Annotated in this window: 22 protein-coding genes; 13 read left to right on the top strand and 9 right to left on the bottom strand. The window is 35.9% G+C overall.

Annotated features, from left to right (window positions below; all coding sequences use genetic code 11):
• Positions 1 to 54: 54 nt before the first annotated feature.
• The 9 genes from P163_RS17375 to P163_RS17335 all read right to left on the bottom strand — a co-directional run bounded on the left by P163_RS17375 (position 55) and on the right by P163_RS17335 (position 5,996).
• Positions 55 to 534 (bottom strand): GNAT family N-acetyltransferase, encoded by a 480-nt coding sequence (locus P163_RS17375; RefSeq protein WP_034894959.1) that lies wholly within the window; start codon positions 532 to 534, stop codon positions 55 to 57.
• A gap of 7 nt (positions 535 to 541) precedes the next feature.
• Positions 542 to 1,462: an aldo/keto reductase family oxidoreductase gene (locus tag P163_RS17370; protein ID WP_034894956.1), complete on the bottom strand. Its 921-nt coding sequence runs from the start codon at positions 1,460 to 1,462 to the stop codon at positions 542 to 544.
• Positions 1,463 to 1,469: 7 nt separating this feature from the next.
• The gene (locus P163_RS17365) at positions 1,470 to 2,048 is read right to left on the bottom strand and encodes a TlpA family protein disulfide reductase (RefSeq protein WP_051931322.1); all 579 of its coding nucleotides are present in this window, start codon (positions 2,046 to 2,048) and stop codon (positions 1,470 to 1,472) included.
• Between the two features lie 263 nt (positions 2,049 to 2,311).
• Entirely contained in the window at positions 2,312 to 2,701 is a 390-nt protein-coding gene (locus P163_RS17360; protein ID WP_034894953.1) for a VOC family protein, read from the bottom strand.
• A 29-nt stretch (positions 2,702 to 2,730) separates the two neighbouring features.
• Positions 2,731 to 3,177 (bottom strand): GNAT family N-acetyltransferase, encoded by a 447-nt coding sequence (locus P163_RS17355; RefSeq protein WP_034894950.1) that lies wholly within the window; start codon positions 3,175 to 3,177, stop codon positions 2,731 to 2,733.
• A gap of 82 nt (positions 3,178 to 3,259) precedes the next feature.
• The gene (locus P163_RS17350; protein ID WP_081891380.1) at positions 3,260 to 3,757 is read right to left on the bottom strand and encodes a nuclear transport factor 2 family protein; all 498 of its coding nucleotides are present in this window, start codon (positions 3,755 to 3,757) and stop codon (positions 3,260 to 3,262) included.
• 61 nt (positions 3,758 to 3,818) lie between these two features.
• Complete coding sequence (locus P163_RS17345) at positions 3,819 to 4,223, bottom strand: hypothetical protein (RefSeq protein ID WP_034894947.1); 405 nt, start codon at positions 4,221 to 4,223, stop codon at positions 3,819 to 3,821.
• A 66-nt stretch (positions 4,224 to 4,289) separates the two neighbouring features.
• Positions 4,290 to 4,757 carry a nuclear transport factor 2 family protein gene (locus P163_RS17340; RefSeq protein WP_034894944.1) on the bottom strand — a complete coding sequence of 156 codons (468 nt, stop codon included), beginning with the start codon at positions 4,755 to 4,757 and terminating at the stop codon, positions 4,290 to 4,292.
• Positions 4,758 to 4,811: 54 nt separating this feature from the next.
• On the bottom strand, positions 4,812 to 5,996 hold the full coding sequence (locus tag P163_RS17335) for an MFS transporter (protein ID WP_034894941.1): 1,185 nt from the start codon (positions 5,994 to 5,996) through the stop codon (positions 4,812 to 4,814).
• A 252-nt stretch (positions 5,997 to 6,248) separates the two neighbouring features.
• Here P163_RS17335 and P163_RS17330 point away from each other — a divergent pair, with 252 nt between their 5' ends.
• From P163_RS17330 to P163_RS17270, 13 genes are all read left to right on the top strand, one after another.
• Positions 6,249 to 6,713 (top strand): (2Fe-2S)-binding protein, encoded by a 465-nt coding sequence (locus P163_RS17330; RefSeq protein WP_034894938.1) that lies wholly within the window; start codon positions 6,249 to 6,251, stop codon positions 6,711 to 6,713.
• Between the two features lie 25 nt (positions 6,714 to 6,738).
• Entirely contained in the window at positions 6,739 to 9,006 is a 2,268-nt protein-coding gene (locus P163_RS17325; protein WP_034894935.1) for a xanthine dehydrogenase family protein molybdopterin-binding subunit, read from the top strand.
• A 13-nt stretch (positions 9,007 to 9,019) separates the two neighbouring features.
• On the top strand, positions 9,020 to 9,364 hold the full coding sequence (locus P163_RS17320; protein WP_034894932.1) for a winged helix-turn-helix domain-containing protein: 345 nt from the start codon (positions 9,020 to 9,022) through the stop codon (positions 9,362 to 9,364).
• Between the two features lie 71 nt (positions 9,365 to 9,435).
• On the top strand, positions 9,436 to 10,590 hold the full coding sequence (locus tag P163_RS17315; RefSeq protein ID WP_034894929.1) for a cysteine desulfurase family protein: 1,155 nt from the start codon (positions 9,436 to 9,438) through the stop codon (positions 10,588 to 10,590).
• Complete coding sequence (locus tag P163_RS17310; protein ID WP_231556270.1) at positions 10,557 to 11,741, top strand: XdhC family protein; 1,185 nt, start codon at positions 10,557 to 10,559, stop codon at positions 11,739 to 11,741. Before P163_RS17315 ends, P163_RS17310 begins: the two co-directional genes overlap by 34 nt.
• Positions 11,738 to 12,346, top strand: a complete 609-nt coding sequence (locus tag P163_RS17305; RefSeq protein ID WP_034894922.1) for an NTP transferase domain-containing protein — start codon at positions 11,738 to 11,740, stop codon at positions 12,344 to 12,346. The genes P163_RS17310 and P163_RS17305 overlap by 4 nt, the downstream gene beginning before the upstream one ends.
• Complete coding sequence (locus tag P163_RS17300) at positions 12,343 to 12,579, top strand: MoaD/ThiS family protein (protein ID WP_034894919.1); 237 nt, start codon at positions 12,343 to 12,345, stop codon at positions 12,577 to 12,579. The genes P163_RS17305 and P163_RS17300 overlap by 4 nt, the downstream gene beginning before the upstream one ends.
• Positions 12,579 to 13,589, top strand: a complete 1,011-nt coding sequence (locus P163_RS17295) for a HesA/MoeB/ThiF family protein (protein ID WP_034894916.1) — start codon at positions 12,579 to 12,581, stop codon at positions 13,587 to 13,589. Before P163_RS17300 ends, P163_RS17295 begins: the two co-directional genes overlap by 1 nt.
• Positions 13,582 to 14,025: a molybdenum cofactor biosynthesis protein MoaE gene (locus P163_RS17290; protein ID WP_034894913.1), complete on the top strand. Its 444-nt coding sequence runs from the start codon at positions 13,582 to 13,584 to the stop codon at positions 14,023 to 14,025. Before P163_RS17295 ends, P163_RS17290 begins: the two co-directional genes overlap by 8 nt.
• Entirely contained in the window at positions 14,025 to 14,921 is an 897-nt protein-coding gene (gene moaCB, locus P163_RS17285) for a bifunctional molybdenum cofactor biosynthesis protein MoaC/MoaB (protein WP_034894909.1), read from the top strand. Before P163_RS17290 ends, moaCB begins: the two co-directional genes overlap by 1 nt.
• Positions 14,914 to 15,906 (top strand): GTP 3',8-cyclase MoaA, encoded by a 993-nt coding sequence (gene moaA, locus P163_RS17280; RefSeq protein WP_034894905.1) that lies wholly within the window; start codon positions 14,914 to 14,916, stop codon positions 15,904 to 15,906. Before moaCB ends, moaA begins: the two co-directional genes overlap by 8 nt.
• On the top strand, positions 15,906 to 17,072 hold the full coding sequence (gene glp, locus P163_RS17275) for a gephyrin-like molybdotransferase Glp (protein ID WP_034894902.1): 1,167 nt from the start codon (positions 15,906 to 15,908) through the stop codon (positions 17,070 to 17,072). Before moaA ends, glp begins: the two co-directional genes overlap by 1 nt.
• A 1-nt stretch (position 17,073) precedes the next feature.
• Entirely contained in the window at positions 17,074 to 17,829 is a 756-nt protein-coding gene (locus tag P163_RS17270) for a sulfite exporter TauE/SafE family protein (protein WP_051931321.1), read from the top strand.
• Positions 17,830 to 17,834 lie beyond the last annotated feature (5 nt).

The raw sequence follows: 17,834 nt of genomic DNA, 5'->3' as shown, positions 1-17,834 counted from the left end.
TTCGAGATGTTTTAAAGAAACTTTGATAATTAATTAGAAGTTTTTAAAACTATCTTAATTATATAATTCCTGAGCTTTCCAAACCACCTTTACTGCAGATATCTTCTCTAATCCCAATCTACAGTAATTAAAGACTTCAAAATCATTGTTCTTGTAAAACTGTAGTGGAGACATATAAGCTTCTCCAGATCTTAATATTTCATTGTTATGATCTATTACCCACCCATTGAGCTCTAAGTGCTTTTGCTTTGCCATATTAAGCAGTTTCCTTCCTAAACCTTGTTTTTGAATGGTAGATGCCAAGATCAAAGCAAACCAATTTTCTTCACTTCTTATAAATGTAAAAAACCATCCTATTAATTCTCCGGAAGAATTTAAAACAAGTACATGTTCTATATTTTCCTTAGTATGTAAATACTCCTTGAAATGAAACATTTTGTCAATATAGAGCTTCTCCGGATATTCATTATTCCAGAGTAACTTAAGCTCTTCAAGCTGTTTGGCACTTAATATTTTAGTTTCAACAAATTCCATACAATTATTAAGGTACTTCAACTCCCATGGAGGCAGAATATATTTTATACCAATGCTCTAATGTAAAAGGCAGTTGTGAGGCATCTACAGCGGTCTTAATTCTATTAATATTTCCTGTGCCAACTATTGGGAGTATTTTTGCAGGATGCTTTAAAAGCCAGCTGTAAATTACTTTATCCAATTTATCTTGTTGCAAATCATTAGCCACTTCCTGTATAGCAGTAAGAACTCTTTTTCCTTTATCTGATTTGGGCTTTAGAATTTCACCGCCGGCAAGTGGAGACCAAGCCATTGGTTTAATATTGTTTTCAATTAGATAGTTAATATTATTATTCTCAAAATGTTCTAAACAGTAAGGAGAGATCTCAATTTGATTAGTTACTAATTTATCTTCTAATCTTGAATTCAACATACTAAATTCTTGAGGCGTAAAATTGGAAACTCCAAAATGAAGCACTTTTCCTGAATTTTTAAGATGATTAAAAGCTTTGGACACTTCATCTGGATCAAAAAAAGGGGCAGGTCTGTGCAATAATAAAAGATCTAATCTATCTGTATGTAATTGTTTCAAAGAATTTTCTGCAGAAGACACTATATGCTTATAGCTGTAATCATAATGTTTGATGGTTCTTTCCGGATATTTTTCAGAAATTAATTTGATTCCACATTTAGAGATAAGTTGAATTTTATCTCGAAGTTCCGGTTGTAACTTTAAAGCCGCTCCAAATAATGCCTCACAGGAATAATCTCCATAGATATCTGCATGATCAAAAGTGGTTACACCTAAATTCACACATTCATTCAAAAGCGATAGTAACTCGTTATTAGTTAAACCCCATTCAGATAAACGCCATTGGCCATGTATAATAGGCGAAACTTCTAAATCTTCAGAAAGTGTTACTTTATTTAGAGTTTCATATAATTTCATTGCTTGCTTAATTTTTATTTGTAGGTTCTAAATCATATTTCAATACATCTTCTAAGTCGTCAAAATTAGTAACTACTTTTAAAACTTTTCCATCTTTACCGAGTATGATGTGGGTAGGATAGTATGTAATTTTAAGATCGTATTTTAAAAAATCTTCCTGATCTGGTATCACGCTATAGCTTAAAGGACGTTTGATTAAGAATTCCTTCAGTTCATCTTCGGTATCCAGAGCCAGACTAATAAATTTAATATCAGCATGATCTTTATAATTTTCAACAAGTTCGTTTAGATCTGGAAATTCCTTGATACAAGCGTAACAATTAATGAACCAACATTTTATCACTAAGATCTTGCCTTTTGTATTTTTGCTGGTATAATTGTTATTCTGAAGATCTGTCCATTTAAAATTTGGAAATTCTGCTCCTTCCATTTTAACGAACTTTAGTTCTTTAATAGCATGAGATGTAATGGTTTGATTTATACTTATTGGAGCATTCTTATTTATTTTGAATATTTTATAATATATCAAATGGTCTTTAGACTCCAATTGAATTGGAATATAGTTTCCTGAGGTTAATGTATTCAAGAACTCCTCTTTGCTTATTCTTTTAGAATCCTGATCTAATGGAATGAAGTTACCAGCCAGTCTAATGGCATTAGATTGATAATTCCACTAGGTAATAAAGTCCTTCTGGAGAAGATCTGTGTCTGTTTTGGGTTTTAATGCGATAGTTCCATCTTTACAACTCAAAAGGCTACCAGAGACCAGTATAATCGTAATAATAGAAGTTAAGAAACGGTGCATAAAGGTTGGATAATACTAAAAATTTAGAGGCACTAATTTAAATTTTATTTTTGATATAGCTCTATTGGAAGGCCATCAGGATCAAAGAAGAATAGGAAATCTTTTCCTGTAATTTCATCTCTTCTAACTTTTTCATGATCAACTTTTAGTTTTTCTAATTTTGCTTTTTCTAAAATTAGATTGTCAACTTCAAAAGCTAAATGGCGTAGCCCCGTGGCTTCAGGTTTTGTTAGTCTATTTGGAGTGTTGGGAAAGGAGAAAAGTTCAATTATGTAATTACTTCCTAGGGCCAAGTCTAATTTATAAGATTCTCTTTCCTTTCTAAAGACTTCATTTAAAATCTGAAATCCTAGAATTTCAGTATAAAAAGTTTTGGATCTTTCATAATCTGAGCAGATTATCGCTACATGATGAATTTTATTTAAGCTAAGCATATTTATAATTATGAATAAAATTTTTCATATTATTTTCTTTCAAATCTAACCTTGCGTATTCCAAAATTAGTATCCCATTCTTTTATATATTTAAACCCATTTTTCTCATACAATTTAATTGCCGGAATATTATCTACCCCGGTTTCTACGGTATGAATAGGCGTATGATACGTTTCTAAAACATGATCTATCAATTTTTGTGCAATCCCCTGTCTAAAATATTGCGGAACTACTACCATACTTTGGAGATGAGTACTTCCATCAAATTTCCTAATTTCAATCACAGCCACAAGTTCCTGATGCTTCCAATATCCATAGAAATCTGTGTCATCTTTTATAAAGTCTGCTACCTGTCTCTTTAAAGGAGGAAACTCCTTCGCTTTTAACAATTGCGCTTCTACAACATAAGATTCTTGAAACACTTTATAAATTAAAGCGGTAATATCTTTATTTCTATGGTTTAATAGTTCTATCATTTTGGTATAGATCTAGTGATTTTTAAGATTTCAGGTTGAGTTCGTATTTTGCAAAAGTTTCCAATATAAATGCTCTTTTCCATTAATTATGTAAACTTACTACTTTCGTGATCTTCCAATCTGCTTCGATTTTTCTCCAAAAAATGATAAACTTACTTGGCTTGGATATCGCATCTGGCTCTTCGCTATTATAGAATTTGTGGTATCCAATTTCTACAGCGCCAAAATCTTTAATAGGATATACTTCCATACTTCCAGAAAGTATTGTTCTGGTAACTTTTCCACATATATTTTTCTCTGTGCCTTCTATTAGAGCTTCTTTAGAAGTCATCAATCCTCCCTTATCATGAAAAAACTCAATATCTTCTGAGTATATCTCAGATTGAAGTTGAAGATCACAAGTATTATAAGCTTTGAAGAATTTGGTATCCATCGCCTCAATTTCATTATAAAGATCTATATCTACGGGCTCATATTTTTTTAATTCTGAGATACTTGATTCTTTGATTTTACATGAAAAGATCATTAATAATAAACAAATAGAAAGAAAGTAAGTGCAATGATTTTTAATGTTTATCATAAGTTATGCGTTTTTGAAAGATGCTGTTTACTACCTAATTCTTTTCATTAATAGAATATTTCTATTCTTTTTTTAACTCCTGAATGTTTTTAGATTCAAACCAATTTTTACCATCTATGTTTAATTGAACAGTATTTAGCAGGTATCTTCTCGTAGATAACGGTATATCAAAAGCTTCATCCATTTCTCTATTAACATCAGAGATATACCCTAATTTCAAATTCTCGTCAGCAAAAATTCTAAACACAATGGTCTCATCAATTTTAAATGGATGATTTCTAATAATTTTCTTGATCTCAACTTTGATGTTTGAAAATTCTGTTTTGTTGGATTCTACATAAACCTGCTTGTTTGAATTGATAAATACATTTATATAAAACGTAGATTTATTTATAGCATTATTTTGAGAGAATAGTGGAAAACTTAAAAGAATGCTAACAGCAAGAAGGAAGATATTTTTGAGCATAGACCGAGTTTAAAATTTTAGTGTTGAATTATATAATTTGGATCGAGATCTCGATCCTATTGATTATCATCTATTCTTCATAAAATTAGTCAATTTATGATTTGTATTCTCTTGAATTTTTCTTCTAAGAAATCCGGTCCACCCTAGAAAAAATCCGCTTACTCCTAATGCCTGGATAGCCCACTTATAAGTATTAAATGAATCTCTATGCCGATAGATCTTTCCGTCTTTAAATTCAAATGTAGCAGAGACATTATTTATAACCTTTCTTTTCTTTGGTCCGAAATTATAGGAAGCTCTCCAGTGAACCCTTCCATTTTTATCATTAACCTCAATTATGTTATACGCTATTTTAAGTTCACTTTCTTTTCTGCTTAACAGCATTTGCCACATAGCTTTTACTTTAGCTCCTTGTAATTCCCCAAATGCAGGATCTCTGAAGATAATGTCTTCATGGTAACAAGAGTTCATCCCTGCTGCATCATTTTTAGAGAATGAGCTATAGAATTTTTCTAATATTGCTGTTTCTTTCATAGCTTTCAAAATACTTTAATAAATCTAATAAATATATGAGTTCTCAGTCTGCATTTAAATGTTCCTTTTCTTTAATAGCGCAATTAATCCCACTATTGGTCCTAGGGCTAAGATCATATAAATCAAATTTGTATTAAACTGATAATTTAGATATGATAATAATTGTATACTGCCAATGGTTATAAGAAATCCTATGCAATTTACAATTGTTAAAGCTGTTCCTTTTACTTTTACAGGCGCCTGCTGAGCAACTAATGTTGAAAAAAGTGGTGAATCTGCCACTACCATAAACCCCCAAAATAGAAGATATCCTATAAACAAGCTTTTTGAAGGAGTTGCTATAAAAAATGGCAGTCCTAAGCAACAAGCACAAGACATTAGTAAGCAAATAAATGCTGTTCTCTTAACTCCAATTTTCTGAGATATATAACCTCCCAGAACGCAACCTAGCGCCCCAATTGCTATTATTAGAAAACATAGAATTGGAATATTGAGCGAAATATTTGGATGAGATGTTTTATAAGCAATTAGGATTAATGGTAAAAATGCCCAAAACGCGTACAACTCCCACATATGCCCAAAATAGCCAATCGCAGGAATTCTGAAGTTTTTATTCTTAAAAACGTTGATAAAAGCATCTAGTTCTAAGCGTTCACTTTTTAATCTGTTAGTGCTTGGAATAGCAACTAGCATGATAGTTCCACCAAATACTGCTATTATAGAAGTGACTGCTATTACACCTTTCCATGGGAAACTATTGGTAAAACTGCTTAATAAATAGGGAAAGGCGGTGCCGAGCACTAATGCCCCTACAAGAAATCCCATTGCCTTTCCAAGACCATTTTTAAAATGGTCTGAAGCTATCTTCATACCAACCGGATAAATTCCTGCTAGAAAGAATCCTGTTAAATATCTCAGCGATAAAATGCTCCATAAATTATTACCTTCAAATATAATTGCAGCGTTACATAAAGCACCAAGCAGCGCACAAGTAAAAAACACTTTTTGAGCAGCAAATCTATCGGCTACTGTAAAGATCGCAAATAGTAAAGTACCAGTTATAAAACCTAATTGAACAGATGACGTTAAAGTGCCTAAACTGTTATCGTTTAGACTGAATTCGTAAATTAGATCGTTTAAAACCGCATTCCCGGCAAACCAAAGAGAAGTACAGCAAAATTGAGATAATACAATATTGATCAATACGAATTTAGGATCAGTCCTTTTTTTTAATTTCAATGTAGAAGTCTGTATGATTTTAAAATTACTTGCATAATACTATTTGCCTTGTTGCTTACTAAAAATCCAATTTACAGATATTATTGAAATTTATGACAATACTAGTAGGTAGCATTAACTTAAATTTCATCCTATAAGATGCAAGATGTCCTATCAAAGTCGTTCAAAATTACATGCTATTACAGTAATTGTTGTTTGTATAATTAGGATTGTAATACATTAATTTCTTAATTTTTAGAAAAATTTAAGAAGATGGCAGAATTCAATATTAGCATAAATGGAAAAAGTCGAAAAATAGAGGCAGACCCTAGTACTCCTCTACTTTGGGTTTTAAGAGATCAATTGAAAATGGTAGGTACCAAATATGGATGTGGAATAGCCCAATGTGGCGCTTGTACTGTACATTTTAATGGTACCGCAGTAAGGTCTTGCCAACTTCCCATTTCTGCTGCTGCAGATAATAAGATCACCACCATAGAAGGATTATCAGAGACGGGAGACCATCCAATTCAAAAGGCGTGGTTGGAGCATGATGTACCGCAATGTGGTTACTGCCAGGCGGGGCAAATGATGTCTGCTTCTGCTTTGTTAAATAGAAATCCTTCACCTAGCGATAAGGATATTGAAAACGCAATGAATGGGAACATTTGTAGATGTGGTACCTATACAAGAATTAAAGCAGCTATTAAAACTGCTGCAAATTCTGAGCTTTCATAATAACCATTAATTTGAAAATATTAAAATGACTAAAGTAAAAACATCCTTAGGTAGAAGATCCTTTATTAAAAGCGTATCTCTAGCTGGTGGCGGACTAATAATAGGATTTAATTGGTTAGCATGTAAAGGACCTACAGAAGATGGAGGAGAAGAATTGGCAATGCAAATGCCTAAAGAATGGTTTGAATTAAATGGATATTTAAAGATAGGTGAAAATGGTATTGTAACTATTTATTCTCCTAACCCGGAAATAGGGCAGAACGTAAAAACTTCGATGCCTATGATAGTGGCAGAAGAACTAGATGTAGATTGGAATAACGTTATTGTAGAACAAGCTCCACTAAATACTGAAATTTTCACCCGTCAACTTGCAGGTGGAAGTCAGTCTATACGTCAAGGGTGGCAATCTCTAAGAACTGCCGGAGCAACTGCAAGACAAATGCTACTTACGGCTGCTGCAAATAAATGGGAAGTTCCTGTTTCTGAATTAAGTGTTGAAAATGGTGTTATAAAACATTCCGGTAGCGATAAAACTATTGGATATGGAGATATTGCTAAAGCTGCGGTAGATGTTGAGGTTCCTGAAGAAGTGGAATTAAAGGAAGTCAAAAATTTTAAAATAGTTGGGACTTCTCGAAAAAACGTAGATGCAAAGAAGATCATTACCGGGAAACCTTTATATGGAATAGATACGTATAAGGAAGGAATGCTAATAGCTATGGTGGTTCAACCGCCGGCTTTTGGGATGGAATTTAAATCTATGAATGCGGAAAAGGCTAAATCAATGCCTGGTATAAAGGATGTTTTTACCATTGATACCTATCCTGAAGACATGGAAAAGGAATGGAGCGATGTAGGTTCTTTTTCGAAACTAGTAGTTGTTGTTGGAGAGAGTACCTGGCAGGTGATGCAGGCTAAGAAAGAAGTAAAGGTAGAATGGGATCTAAATCCAGAACTTACTAAGCAAATCGAGATATTAGAAAAATCTGCGGCAATGGCTGGTACTGCTGGATTAGAAAGCAGTACTACTCATACTTCGTTAATGGCAGATATTGGTTCTAAAAAATCTGAGATCGTTAGAAAAGATGGAGATCCGGAGAAAGCATTTAAAAACGCAGCCCGTGTTATAGAACGTTCTTATACGTGCCCCTTTCTAGCACATAATTGTATGGAGCCAATGAATTTCTTTGCAGATGTAAGCGGAGGAAAAGCAGAGCTTTTAGGTCCTATCCAAACGCCGGAATATGCCGAGATAAGCGTTAAGAAGCGTTTAGGGATAGATCTTGAGAATATTGATATCCAAATGACTAGAATGGGTGGAGGATTTGGTAGAAGGCTGTACGGTCATTTCTTAGTTGAGGCAGCAGTAATTTCAGAAAAAATGGGCGCTCCTATTAAACTTATGTATAGTAGAGAAGATGATATGACCAACGGGGTATATCGCCCTGCATATCATGTCACTTATAAAGCGGCACTCGATGGAAATAATAAACTTACTGCTTTTCATGTAAATGCAGGAGGAATTCCTGAAAGTCCGCTCTTTCCAAATCGTTTTCCTGCAGGTGCCATCGATAATTATTTAGCAGAAAGTTGGAGCGTAGAATCTAATATTTCTACTGGAGCCTTTAGAGCTCCGCGATCTAATTTTATTGCAGGAGCAGAACAATCTTTCTTAGATGAACTAGCAGAAGAAATGGGGCAGGATCCAATTCAGTTTAGATTAGATCTGCTTAAAAGAGCATCCATTCATCCTGTAGGAGAAGAAAATGATTATGATGCAGCGCGATTTTCCGAAGTTTTAAAACTAGCAAGAGAGAAATCTGGTTGGGATAGTGGTAATTCTAGTAAAAATAGAGGTGTTGCTGCTTATTATTGCCATAACTCTTATGTAGCTCAGGTCATAGATCTTAGTGTAGAAAACAATCTACCGGTTATAGATAAGGTAACCTGTGCAATAGACTGTGGAATTGTAGTTAATCCAGACGCTGCAAAAAACATGGTAGAAGGTGGAACCATAGATGGTATAGGGCATGCTTTGTATAGTGAAATTACTTTTAAAGATGGAGCACCTCAGCAAAGCAATTATGATAAATACAGATTAATTCGTCATAAAGAGGCGCCTAAAAGCATAGATGTTCATTTTGTAAAAAGTACTATAGATCCAACAGGTTTAGGGGAGCCGCCATTTCCTCCAATTCAGGGTGCTTTAGCAAACGCTCTTTATAAGGCTACGGGTAAACGTTTTTACGATCAGCCATTTATTTCTCATATGCAAGACGATCTAAAAACATAAGATTAACTTTCTAATGAAACAATTAAAGATCAAATGCTGGATAGAGGAAGATGGCGAAAAGTTTTATGGACCGGGTCCTCATATACTTTTAAAAGAGATCCAGAAAGAAGGATCATTATCTAAAGCTGCAGAAAAAATGCAGTTATCTTACAAGAAAGCTTGGGAGATGGTTCAAAGATTAAATTTAGGATCGAATCATAATTTGGTAAATCTTAAAAAAGGAGGTCAGCATGGGGGTGGAGCAGAAATTACTCCCCATGCTTTTCAAATTATGAGTGCATATGAGTTGCTTCAAGATAAGATAAAAGAACTAATAAAGGCAGAGGATGAACTAATGAAGGTCTTAAAAAAAGATTAAAGCCTCTTTATTAGTCCTTGTGGTTTATTAAATTTATCCACCGATATGTTTACAGATACATAACGCTTTTAATGAGTTTAAAAAAGAAGATATATTTAGATTTTAATGCCACGACACCTGTTGATAACAGGGTGTTAGAAACGATGTTGCCTTATTTTACTGAGAATTTCGGAAATGCCAGCAGCGATCATGTTTTTGGTTGGGATGCAAATGAAGCTGTTGAATTTGCTCGTGAACAAATTGGCAATTTGATAAATGCTAAAGCCACCGGAATCACATTCACTTCTGGAGCAACCGAAGCAGCAAACTTGGCTCTTTTTGGGTTTTGTAAAGCAAATAGTTCAAAAGGGAACCATATCATCAGCTGCAAGACCGAGCATAAGGCGGTTTTGGATACGCTAGAAGCGTTGGAACAGCAAGGTTTTAAAGTGACCTATTTGGAAGTAGATGCTGAAGGGAATATCGATTTAAAAGAGTTAGAAAAAGCGATCACTTCGGAAACCATTTTGGTAAGCCTGATGCTTGCCAATAATGAAACCGGCTTGATTCATCCTATGCAGGAAATTGAAAAGATCGTACATTCAAAAGGTGTTAGCCTGATGAGTGATATTACGCAGGCGGTCGGCAAGATCCCGGTAGATATGAAAGTATTGAATCTGGATATTGCTATTTTTTCTTCTCATAAGCTCTACGGACCAAAAGGCGTGGGCGCTTTATATATCAACAAAAAGAATAACATTGAGATCGATTCATTTGTTTTTGGTGGCGGACAAGAAAAAGGCATGAGACCTGGGACTTTAAATGTGCCTGGAATCGTTGGTTTTGGAAAAGCTGCTGAAATAGCTAAAGCTGAAATGGAAGAGGAATCTATCAGAATCTCCAAATTGAGAAACGTTTTCGAAAAAAAATTAGCAGAACTTGAAGAGGTGCAGTTCAATTCGAAGAATTCAAACCGACTACCAAATACCACGAATATCTCCTTTCAAAATATCGACGGTAATTTGATGTTAAGAAAACTAAGTAGATTGGCTATTTCTCGAGGTTCGGCCTGTACCTCCAATACTATAAATCCTTCGCATGTTTTAAAAGCGATGGGCATAAATGATGAATTAGCACTTGGGTCTTTCCGGATAAGTTTAGGTAGAAATACAACTCAGAAAGATATCGATTTGGCTGTGGAAGAAATTAAATCTTGCGTAAACCAGTTAAAGAAAGTGGAAGTATGAGAGAACTGGAAGCTATAATTGCCCAATACGATCAGTTAAAGTCTGCTGATACAGGCTGTATTCTGGCAACAGTTGTGCATGTAGAAGGTTCTTCCTATCGCAGGGCAGGCGCTAGAATGCTTATAGATGAGGTTGGTAATATTACTGGTGCAATTAGCGGTGGATGCTTAGAAGGTGATGCTTTGCGAAAAGCGCTGCACGCTTTGCATCAACAAAAGAATAAATTGATTACTTATGACACCAGTGATGAAGATGATGCGGTGATTGGTGCACAGTTGGGATGCAATGGAATTATACAGGTAATGTTTGAACCATTAAATTTTCAAGATGAATTCAATCCTTGTGAATTGTTGAAAAATGTAATTTCCAAAAATGCCGCTCAGGCAATCATTGTTCAATTCAATTTGAACCGGACTAGGGAACAATCGGGAACAACTTTAGTTATTGATGAAAATTCAGAAGTTATAGGCAAGAAACCTGAGTCAGAATTACTTCAAATTTTTCAGAAGCAGGCAAAACTTAGTTTAGAAACTACAAGATCTCAATTTGCAGAATTTCAGAATTCCGAAGAAATACAACATGTTTTTATTCAGAATTATCAGCCGCCAGTGAAACTTATAATTGTTGGGGCAGGGAACGATGCACAAATATTAGCACAACAGGCTGAATTACTTGGTTGGGAAGTTACGGTGACCGACGGCCGACCTACGCATGCGAATGAACAACGTTTTTCCAGCTCGTGCCATGTGATCGTTTCAAAACCGGAACAAACCCTGGAGAATATTGAAATAGATGAGCGAAGCTGCTTTGTGTTGATGAGTCATAATTATAATTATGATCTGGCTGTGCTAAAATTGTTGCTTAAAGAAGATGCGATCCCATATATAGGAATTCTAGGTCCACTGAAAAAATATGAAAGGATGCAAGCAGATCTAGAAATTGAAGGTTTTGATATTTCAGAAGAAAATTACGACAAAATATATGCTCCGGTAGGTTTAGAGATTGGTGCAGAAACTCCGGCAGAGATCGGACTTTCTATTTTAGCTGAAATTCAGTCGGTGCTTACTCGGACATCTGCGGGAAACCTTAGGGAAAAGTCGGAGCCTATACATGAAAAGAAAAATAACCATTTCATGCAGTTAAAAGTTTGATACAGAATGCTAAAATAGGAGTTGTGATTCTTGCCGCTGGTTCTTCCAGCCGACTTGGATATGCTAAACAGCTAGTGGAATTCAATGGGAAATCTTTATTGCAACATGCGATAGATGTTTCAGGTTTACTTGATTTTGACAGCAAAGTTTTAGTTTTAGGAGCTAGAAAAAATAAGATAGAAAGTGAAATCGATCTAAAGGAATTTGAGGTTGTAACGAATGAGAACTGGGAAGAAGGAATGTCTACCAGTATTAGCAAAGGTGTGCTGAGGTCTCAAGAATTAGAACATGAGTTGGATCATATATTAATCTTACTATCAGATCAACCCTTTGTGAGTAAAGAAAGAATTAAAGAATTAATACAGGTTCAGTTGGACAAAAATAATCAAGCGACCTTTTCAGAATATTCAGGAGACATTGGCGTTCCTGCAATTTTTTCGGCAGAAGTTTTTCATGATCTTAAAGAATTGAAAGGATATCAGGGAGCTAAAAAACTCATTCATGATCAGAATTTAGATTACGGGATCGTGAAGTTTGAAGAAGGTAATTTTGATGTAGATACCGCGGAAGATGTGGAACGATTAAAAAAGTTGGAAAAAGAATGAAAGTGACTATAAAATATTTTGGAATGATCTCAGAAACTGCTGGAAAATCTGAAGAGATTCTGGATCTGGAGGCGGGAGTTTCAGTGCAGGATCTTAAAGATCTGCAGGTCCAAAAATATAAAATTGCAGATCCGGAAGCGGTCCAAATTGCCGTGAATCAGGATCTGAATTCAAATTCAGAGTTAAAAGAAGGTGATGAGGTAGCGTTTTTGCCGCCATTCGCAGGAGGATAATGAGATACGACAGACAAATAACCTTGGATGAAGTTGGAGTTTCCGGACAGGAAAAACTCCGCAAAGCCAGTGTGCTCATCATCGGTGTGGGCGGACTCGGTTGTCCTGCCGCGCAATATCTTGTAGGTGCAGGTGTTGGAAAGATCGGGTTGATGGATCACGATAAAGTTTCAATCAGCAATTTGCATCGCCAGGTTTTATATAATGAGAGTGATATCGGTAGATCGAAAGCTTTGGTTGCTCAGGAAAAATTACAGCAATTAAATAGTGAGATCGAAATAGTTGCTATTGATGAAGCTTTAAGCATTGAAAATGCACAAAAACTTTTTAAACAATATGATATTATCCTTGACGGGACAGATAATTTTGAGACTAAATATTTGATAAATGATGCCTGTATTTTAGCAGATAAGCCCTGGGTTTATGCTTCGATCTATAAAAATGAAGGTCAGTTATCTGTTTTTAATTATAAAGGTGGACCAAGTTACAGATGTCTATTTCCTAAGACCACCAGACAGAATGTGAATTGTGAGGCGACTGGAGTTCTGGGAGTAGTTCCCGGAATTTTTGGAATGCTTCAGGCGATGGAAGTTTTAAAGATAGTTTTAGGAGTTGGAAATGTGCTTTCAGGAAAACTGAAATTATCCAATTTGCTAACCGGTTCAGAACAAGCTCTTAAGCTTCAGAAACGAGAAGATGAGATTGAAAAGATCAAGGAAAATGGAATTATTCCGGTTATAATTGAATGTAAGATCAGTGATTACTCAAAACTCTATCTGGATATTAGGGAAATTTTTGAACAACCCAGGATCACTTCAGAGAAAGTGATACAGATACCGATGAGTGATCTGGATGAAAGGCTCTGGGAAATTCCGAAGGAGGAAGAAGTTTTCGTTTTTTGCCAGTCGGGGAAACGAAGTAAGAAAATTGTTGACCTTTTGAAAGCTGAATACGGCTTCGAGAATTTAAAGAATGTTGAAGGAGGAATAGAAACTATAATAGATGGATAAGAAAAAACCGAAAAAAGTATTTATACAAGGCGCGATTCCGCCCGAAAAGATTGCGACTTCCATTGCAAATCATCAATCGAAGACCAATATTGGTGCGCATAGTATCTTTTTGGGTCAGATTCGAGCAGATGAAATTGATGGAAAAACGGTGAGCGCGATTAATTATTCAGCATACGAGGAAATGGCAGAGAATGTTTTTCATGAAATAAGAGAAGCTGCTTTTTCTAAATTTGATATTACCTGCGCACACATCTATCATAGCCTCGGTGATGTTAAAACCGGTGAAATATGTCTTTTTGTTTTTACTTCTTCGGCACATCGTAAGATTGCCATAGAAGCCTGCAATTATTTTGTGGAAGAGATCAAGGCAAATGTACCAATTTTCGGAAAAGAGATTTTCGAAGATGAAACCCATCAATGGAAAGTGAATAAATAATGGTTGATATTACCCATAAAATAAATACGCTTAGAGAAGCTACTGCGATTGCGATTGTGCGAACTTCAAGCGAAGAAACGATCAAGGCATTGCAGGAAAATAGAGTTCCCAAGGGAAATGTATTTGAAATGGCGAAAGCTGCAGGTTTATTAGGGGTTAAGAAAACTCCAGACCTATTGCCAGATTGCCATCCGCTTCCTATTGAATACACCGGAATTGAATACGAGATCAACGGACTCGAGATCCAGATCTCTATGACGGTAAAAACTATTTACAAGACTGGCGTTGAGGTGGAAGCAATGCATGGAGCCAGCGTTGTGGCTCTTACCATGTATGATATGCTGAAACCTATCGATAAAAATGTGGAAATTGGGACTATAAGATTAGACAACAAAAAAGGCGGAAAATCATCTTACAAGATAGATGCTGAAGGACTTACCGCAAAGGTGGTAGTGTGCTCAGATACTATTTCTAAAGGAATAGGAGAAGATAAAGCCGGGTTAGCAATCGTCTCAAAATTGGAAGCATTTGGAATTAAAGCAGAACGCATTATTATTCCCGATGAGCCTGAAGAAATAGAGGCAGCCTTAAACGGAGCAGATACAGCTATGGTCATTTTTACAGGCGGAACAGGTGTTGGGCCTAGAGATGTAACCCCGGAAACAATAGAACCCATGCTGGATCTTAGGTTGAAAGGTGTGGAAGAGCAAATGCGCAGCTATGGGCAGGAACGTATGCCATATGCAATGTTATCTAGATCTGTAGCGGGAATCGCTAAAGGCAAAGTGGTGCTGGCATTACCGGGATCTACCAAAGGAGCTGCAGAATGCATGGATGCGATATTTCCGCATGTATTGCACGTTTTTAAAGTGATAGAAGGAAAAAGACATGATTGAAGAAAACAAACAAATAGTAGATAATTTCGGGAGAAAGCATACCTATCTCAGGATTTCCCTTACCGACAGGTGCAACCTTCGTTGTTTCTACTGCATGCCTGAAGAGGGAATCGAGTTGATGGAGAAATCCAGTATTATGACCATTGAAGAGATCATTCAATTGGCGACTACTTTTCGTGATTTGGGAGTAGATACCATTCGGCTTACCGGGGGAGAACCTTTGGTACGTAAGAATTTCGGATATCTGGTTGAAGAACTGGCGAAACTTGGTGTTACTTTAAAAATCACTACCAACGGAATTATGCTGGATAAATACCTGGAACTGTTTCAGAAGATAGGTTTAAAAAAGATCAATCTCAGCCTAGATACTTTGGACAAGGCGAAATCTGTATTTATTACCAAGCGGGATTATTTCGATAGAATCTGGAAAAATATTCTACAGGCTTTGGAAATGGATATGGAAGTGAAGCTGAATATTGTGTTGATCAAAGGAGTGAATGATAATGAGATCAATGATTTTATTGAATTGACCAAGCATAAGAATCTAGCGGTAAAATTTATTGAATTCATGCCGTTTAAAGGAAATAAATGGGACTGGAGCAAGGGTGTTTCTGAACAGGAAATCCTGAATATCATTTCTGAAAAGTTTGGAGATATTGAAGAACTGAAGAACCCAAAACATAGCACTTCCAATAATTTTCAGGTGAAAGGACATGTGGGTAGCTTCGGAATTGTGAGTACCATCACCAATCCGTTTTGCGATGAATGTAACCGTATTCGTGTTACTGCAGATGGGAAAATGAAGAATTGCCTCTTTGCTAATTCAGAAACAGATCTATTAACGCCAATGCGAAATGGGGAAGAAATGAACGAATTGATCATTAATTCGATCAAGACGAAAAAGTTTTCTCGTGATGGGATGGATGTGAAAATGGATGCTGAACATTATGAACAGAACAGGTCTATGATCTCAATTGGAGGATAATGGTAACAATTGAAGAAGCACATAAGATCATTAAAGATCAGCCGAAAGAACTTAAAACCGAAAACAGAAATCTGAGCGATTGCCTTGGGTTTTCTCTTTCAGAAAATATCACTGCGCCATTTGCGATGCCTTCTTTTGATAATTCTGCAATGGATGGTTATGCATTATTCGGAATTTTCCAAGAATATAAAATTGTAGGAGAAGTAGCTGCCGGAGACATGAATGAGATCGATCTTAAAGAAGGAGAAGCTGTGCGCATCTTTACCGGTGCGAAAGTTCCGGAAAACACCACTGCCGTGATGATGCAGGAAAAAACCAGTGTAGAAGGCAAAACGCTTCATTTAGAACAAATGCCTAAAGAAGGGCAAAATATTCGAAGAAAAGGTGGAGAATTAGAGGAAGGTGAGTTAGTTTTTGAAAAAGGATATACTATTACTCCGGCGGGAATTGGTTTAATAGGAGCTTTAGGAATTGAGAAAGTGCAGGTTTATAAAAAACCAGCGATTCACTTAATCACTACGGGAAATGAATTGGTAGCTCCCGGAAAACCAAAAGGCGAAGGTCAGATCTACGAATCTAATAGTTACGCATTAGCTGCTGCAGCTGAGAATTTCGGATTTGTATGTCAGGAGAAAAAGCAGATTGCAGACGATTTTGAAAAAATAAAATCAGGAATAAAGGATTCGCTGGAGGTTTCAGATGTTTTGATACTTTCTGGTGGAATTTCGGTAGGAGATTATGATTTTGTAAAACAGGCGTTGGAAGAAAACGGCGTAGAAGAATTGTTCTATAAAGTATTTCAAAAACCCGGAAAACCTCTTTACTTCGGAAGAAAAGGAAACAAATTTGTTTTTGCCTTACCAGGTAATCCAGCTTCTTCTCTAAGTTGTTTTTATTTGTATGTGTTGCCTTTACTTCAGCAATTAAGCGGATCTAAGAAGAACGGATTGCAAAGATATTTCTTTCCTATTATACATGATTTTGAGAATAGCGGTGATAGACCTTCATTTTTAAAGGCAAAAATAGTAGAAGGTAAAGTAGAAATTCTGGACGGACAGGGTTCTTCCATGATAATATCTATGGCCTTGGGAAATGCACTAGCCTTTTTAGATGCTGAAACTTCACTTAAGCAAGGAGATCTTGTGGAATGCTTGCTAATTTCGTGATATGCCACTGGAATATCTACCCTTTATTTTTTTCTTTATCGCCTTATTTTACAGTTCTGTAGGCTTTGGTGGAGGTTCTAGTTATCTGGCGATTTTGAGTCTGGTGCTAACAGATTTCTATGAGATTCGCTCTACAGCATTAATTCTTAATATTTGCGTGGTTACCATTGGAACGTTCGTGTATATTAAAAACGGAGTTTTAAAGCCAAAACTGATATGGCCTTTCTTTGTGCTAAGTATTCCCTTAGCTTATTTAGGAGCACAGGTAAAACTCTCTCAAAACGTATTTTTTCTCATCTTGGGAAGCGCATTAGTGCTCGCAGGATTTTTTATGTTGTTGAGGTTTGTTCAGAGTAAAATAGAGTCGGTAGAATTTTCTAATACCAAGAAACTTATTTTAGGAGGAAGTATTGGCTTGCTTTCTGGAGTATCGGGAATTGGAGGAGGAATTTTTTTATCTCCAGTTCTAAATTTGCTGAAATGGAAAGATCCCAGAATAATCGCTTCTCTGGCTTCAGTATTTATTCTGGTGAATTCTATTGCGGGATTAGTAGGCTTACAAGTAGCCGGCACCTTTCAGTTAGATCATGAACTCGTATTAAAATTGATCATCGCCGTAATTCTTGGCGGAAGTATTGGCTCTTATCTATCGAGTAAGAAATTCAATTTAAAAATCCTGGGAATACTTACCGCGGTGCTGGTTTTTTATGTTGGTCTGAAGCTCGTCCTTCTTCATGGTTATGAGATTAATATTTAATATCC

Origin of the sequence: Gillisia sp. Hel_I_29 (genome assembly GCF_000744275.1) — a bacterium.
Lineage (GTDB): Bacteria > Bacteroidota > Bacteroidia > Flavobacteriales > Flavobacteriaceae > Gillisia.
The sequence above is the reverse complement of the archived record's forward strand: the minus strand, read 5'-3'. Positions and strand labels throughout refer to the sequence as shown.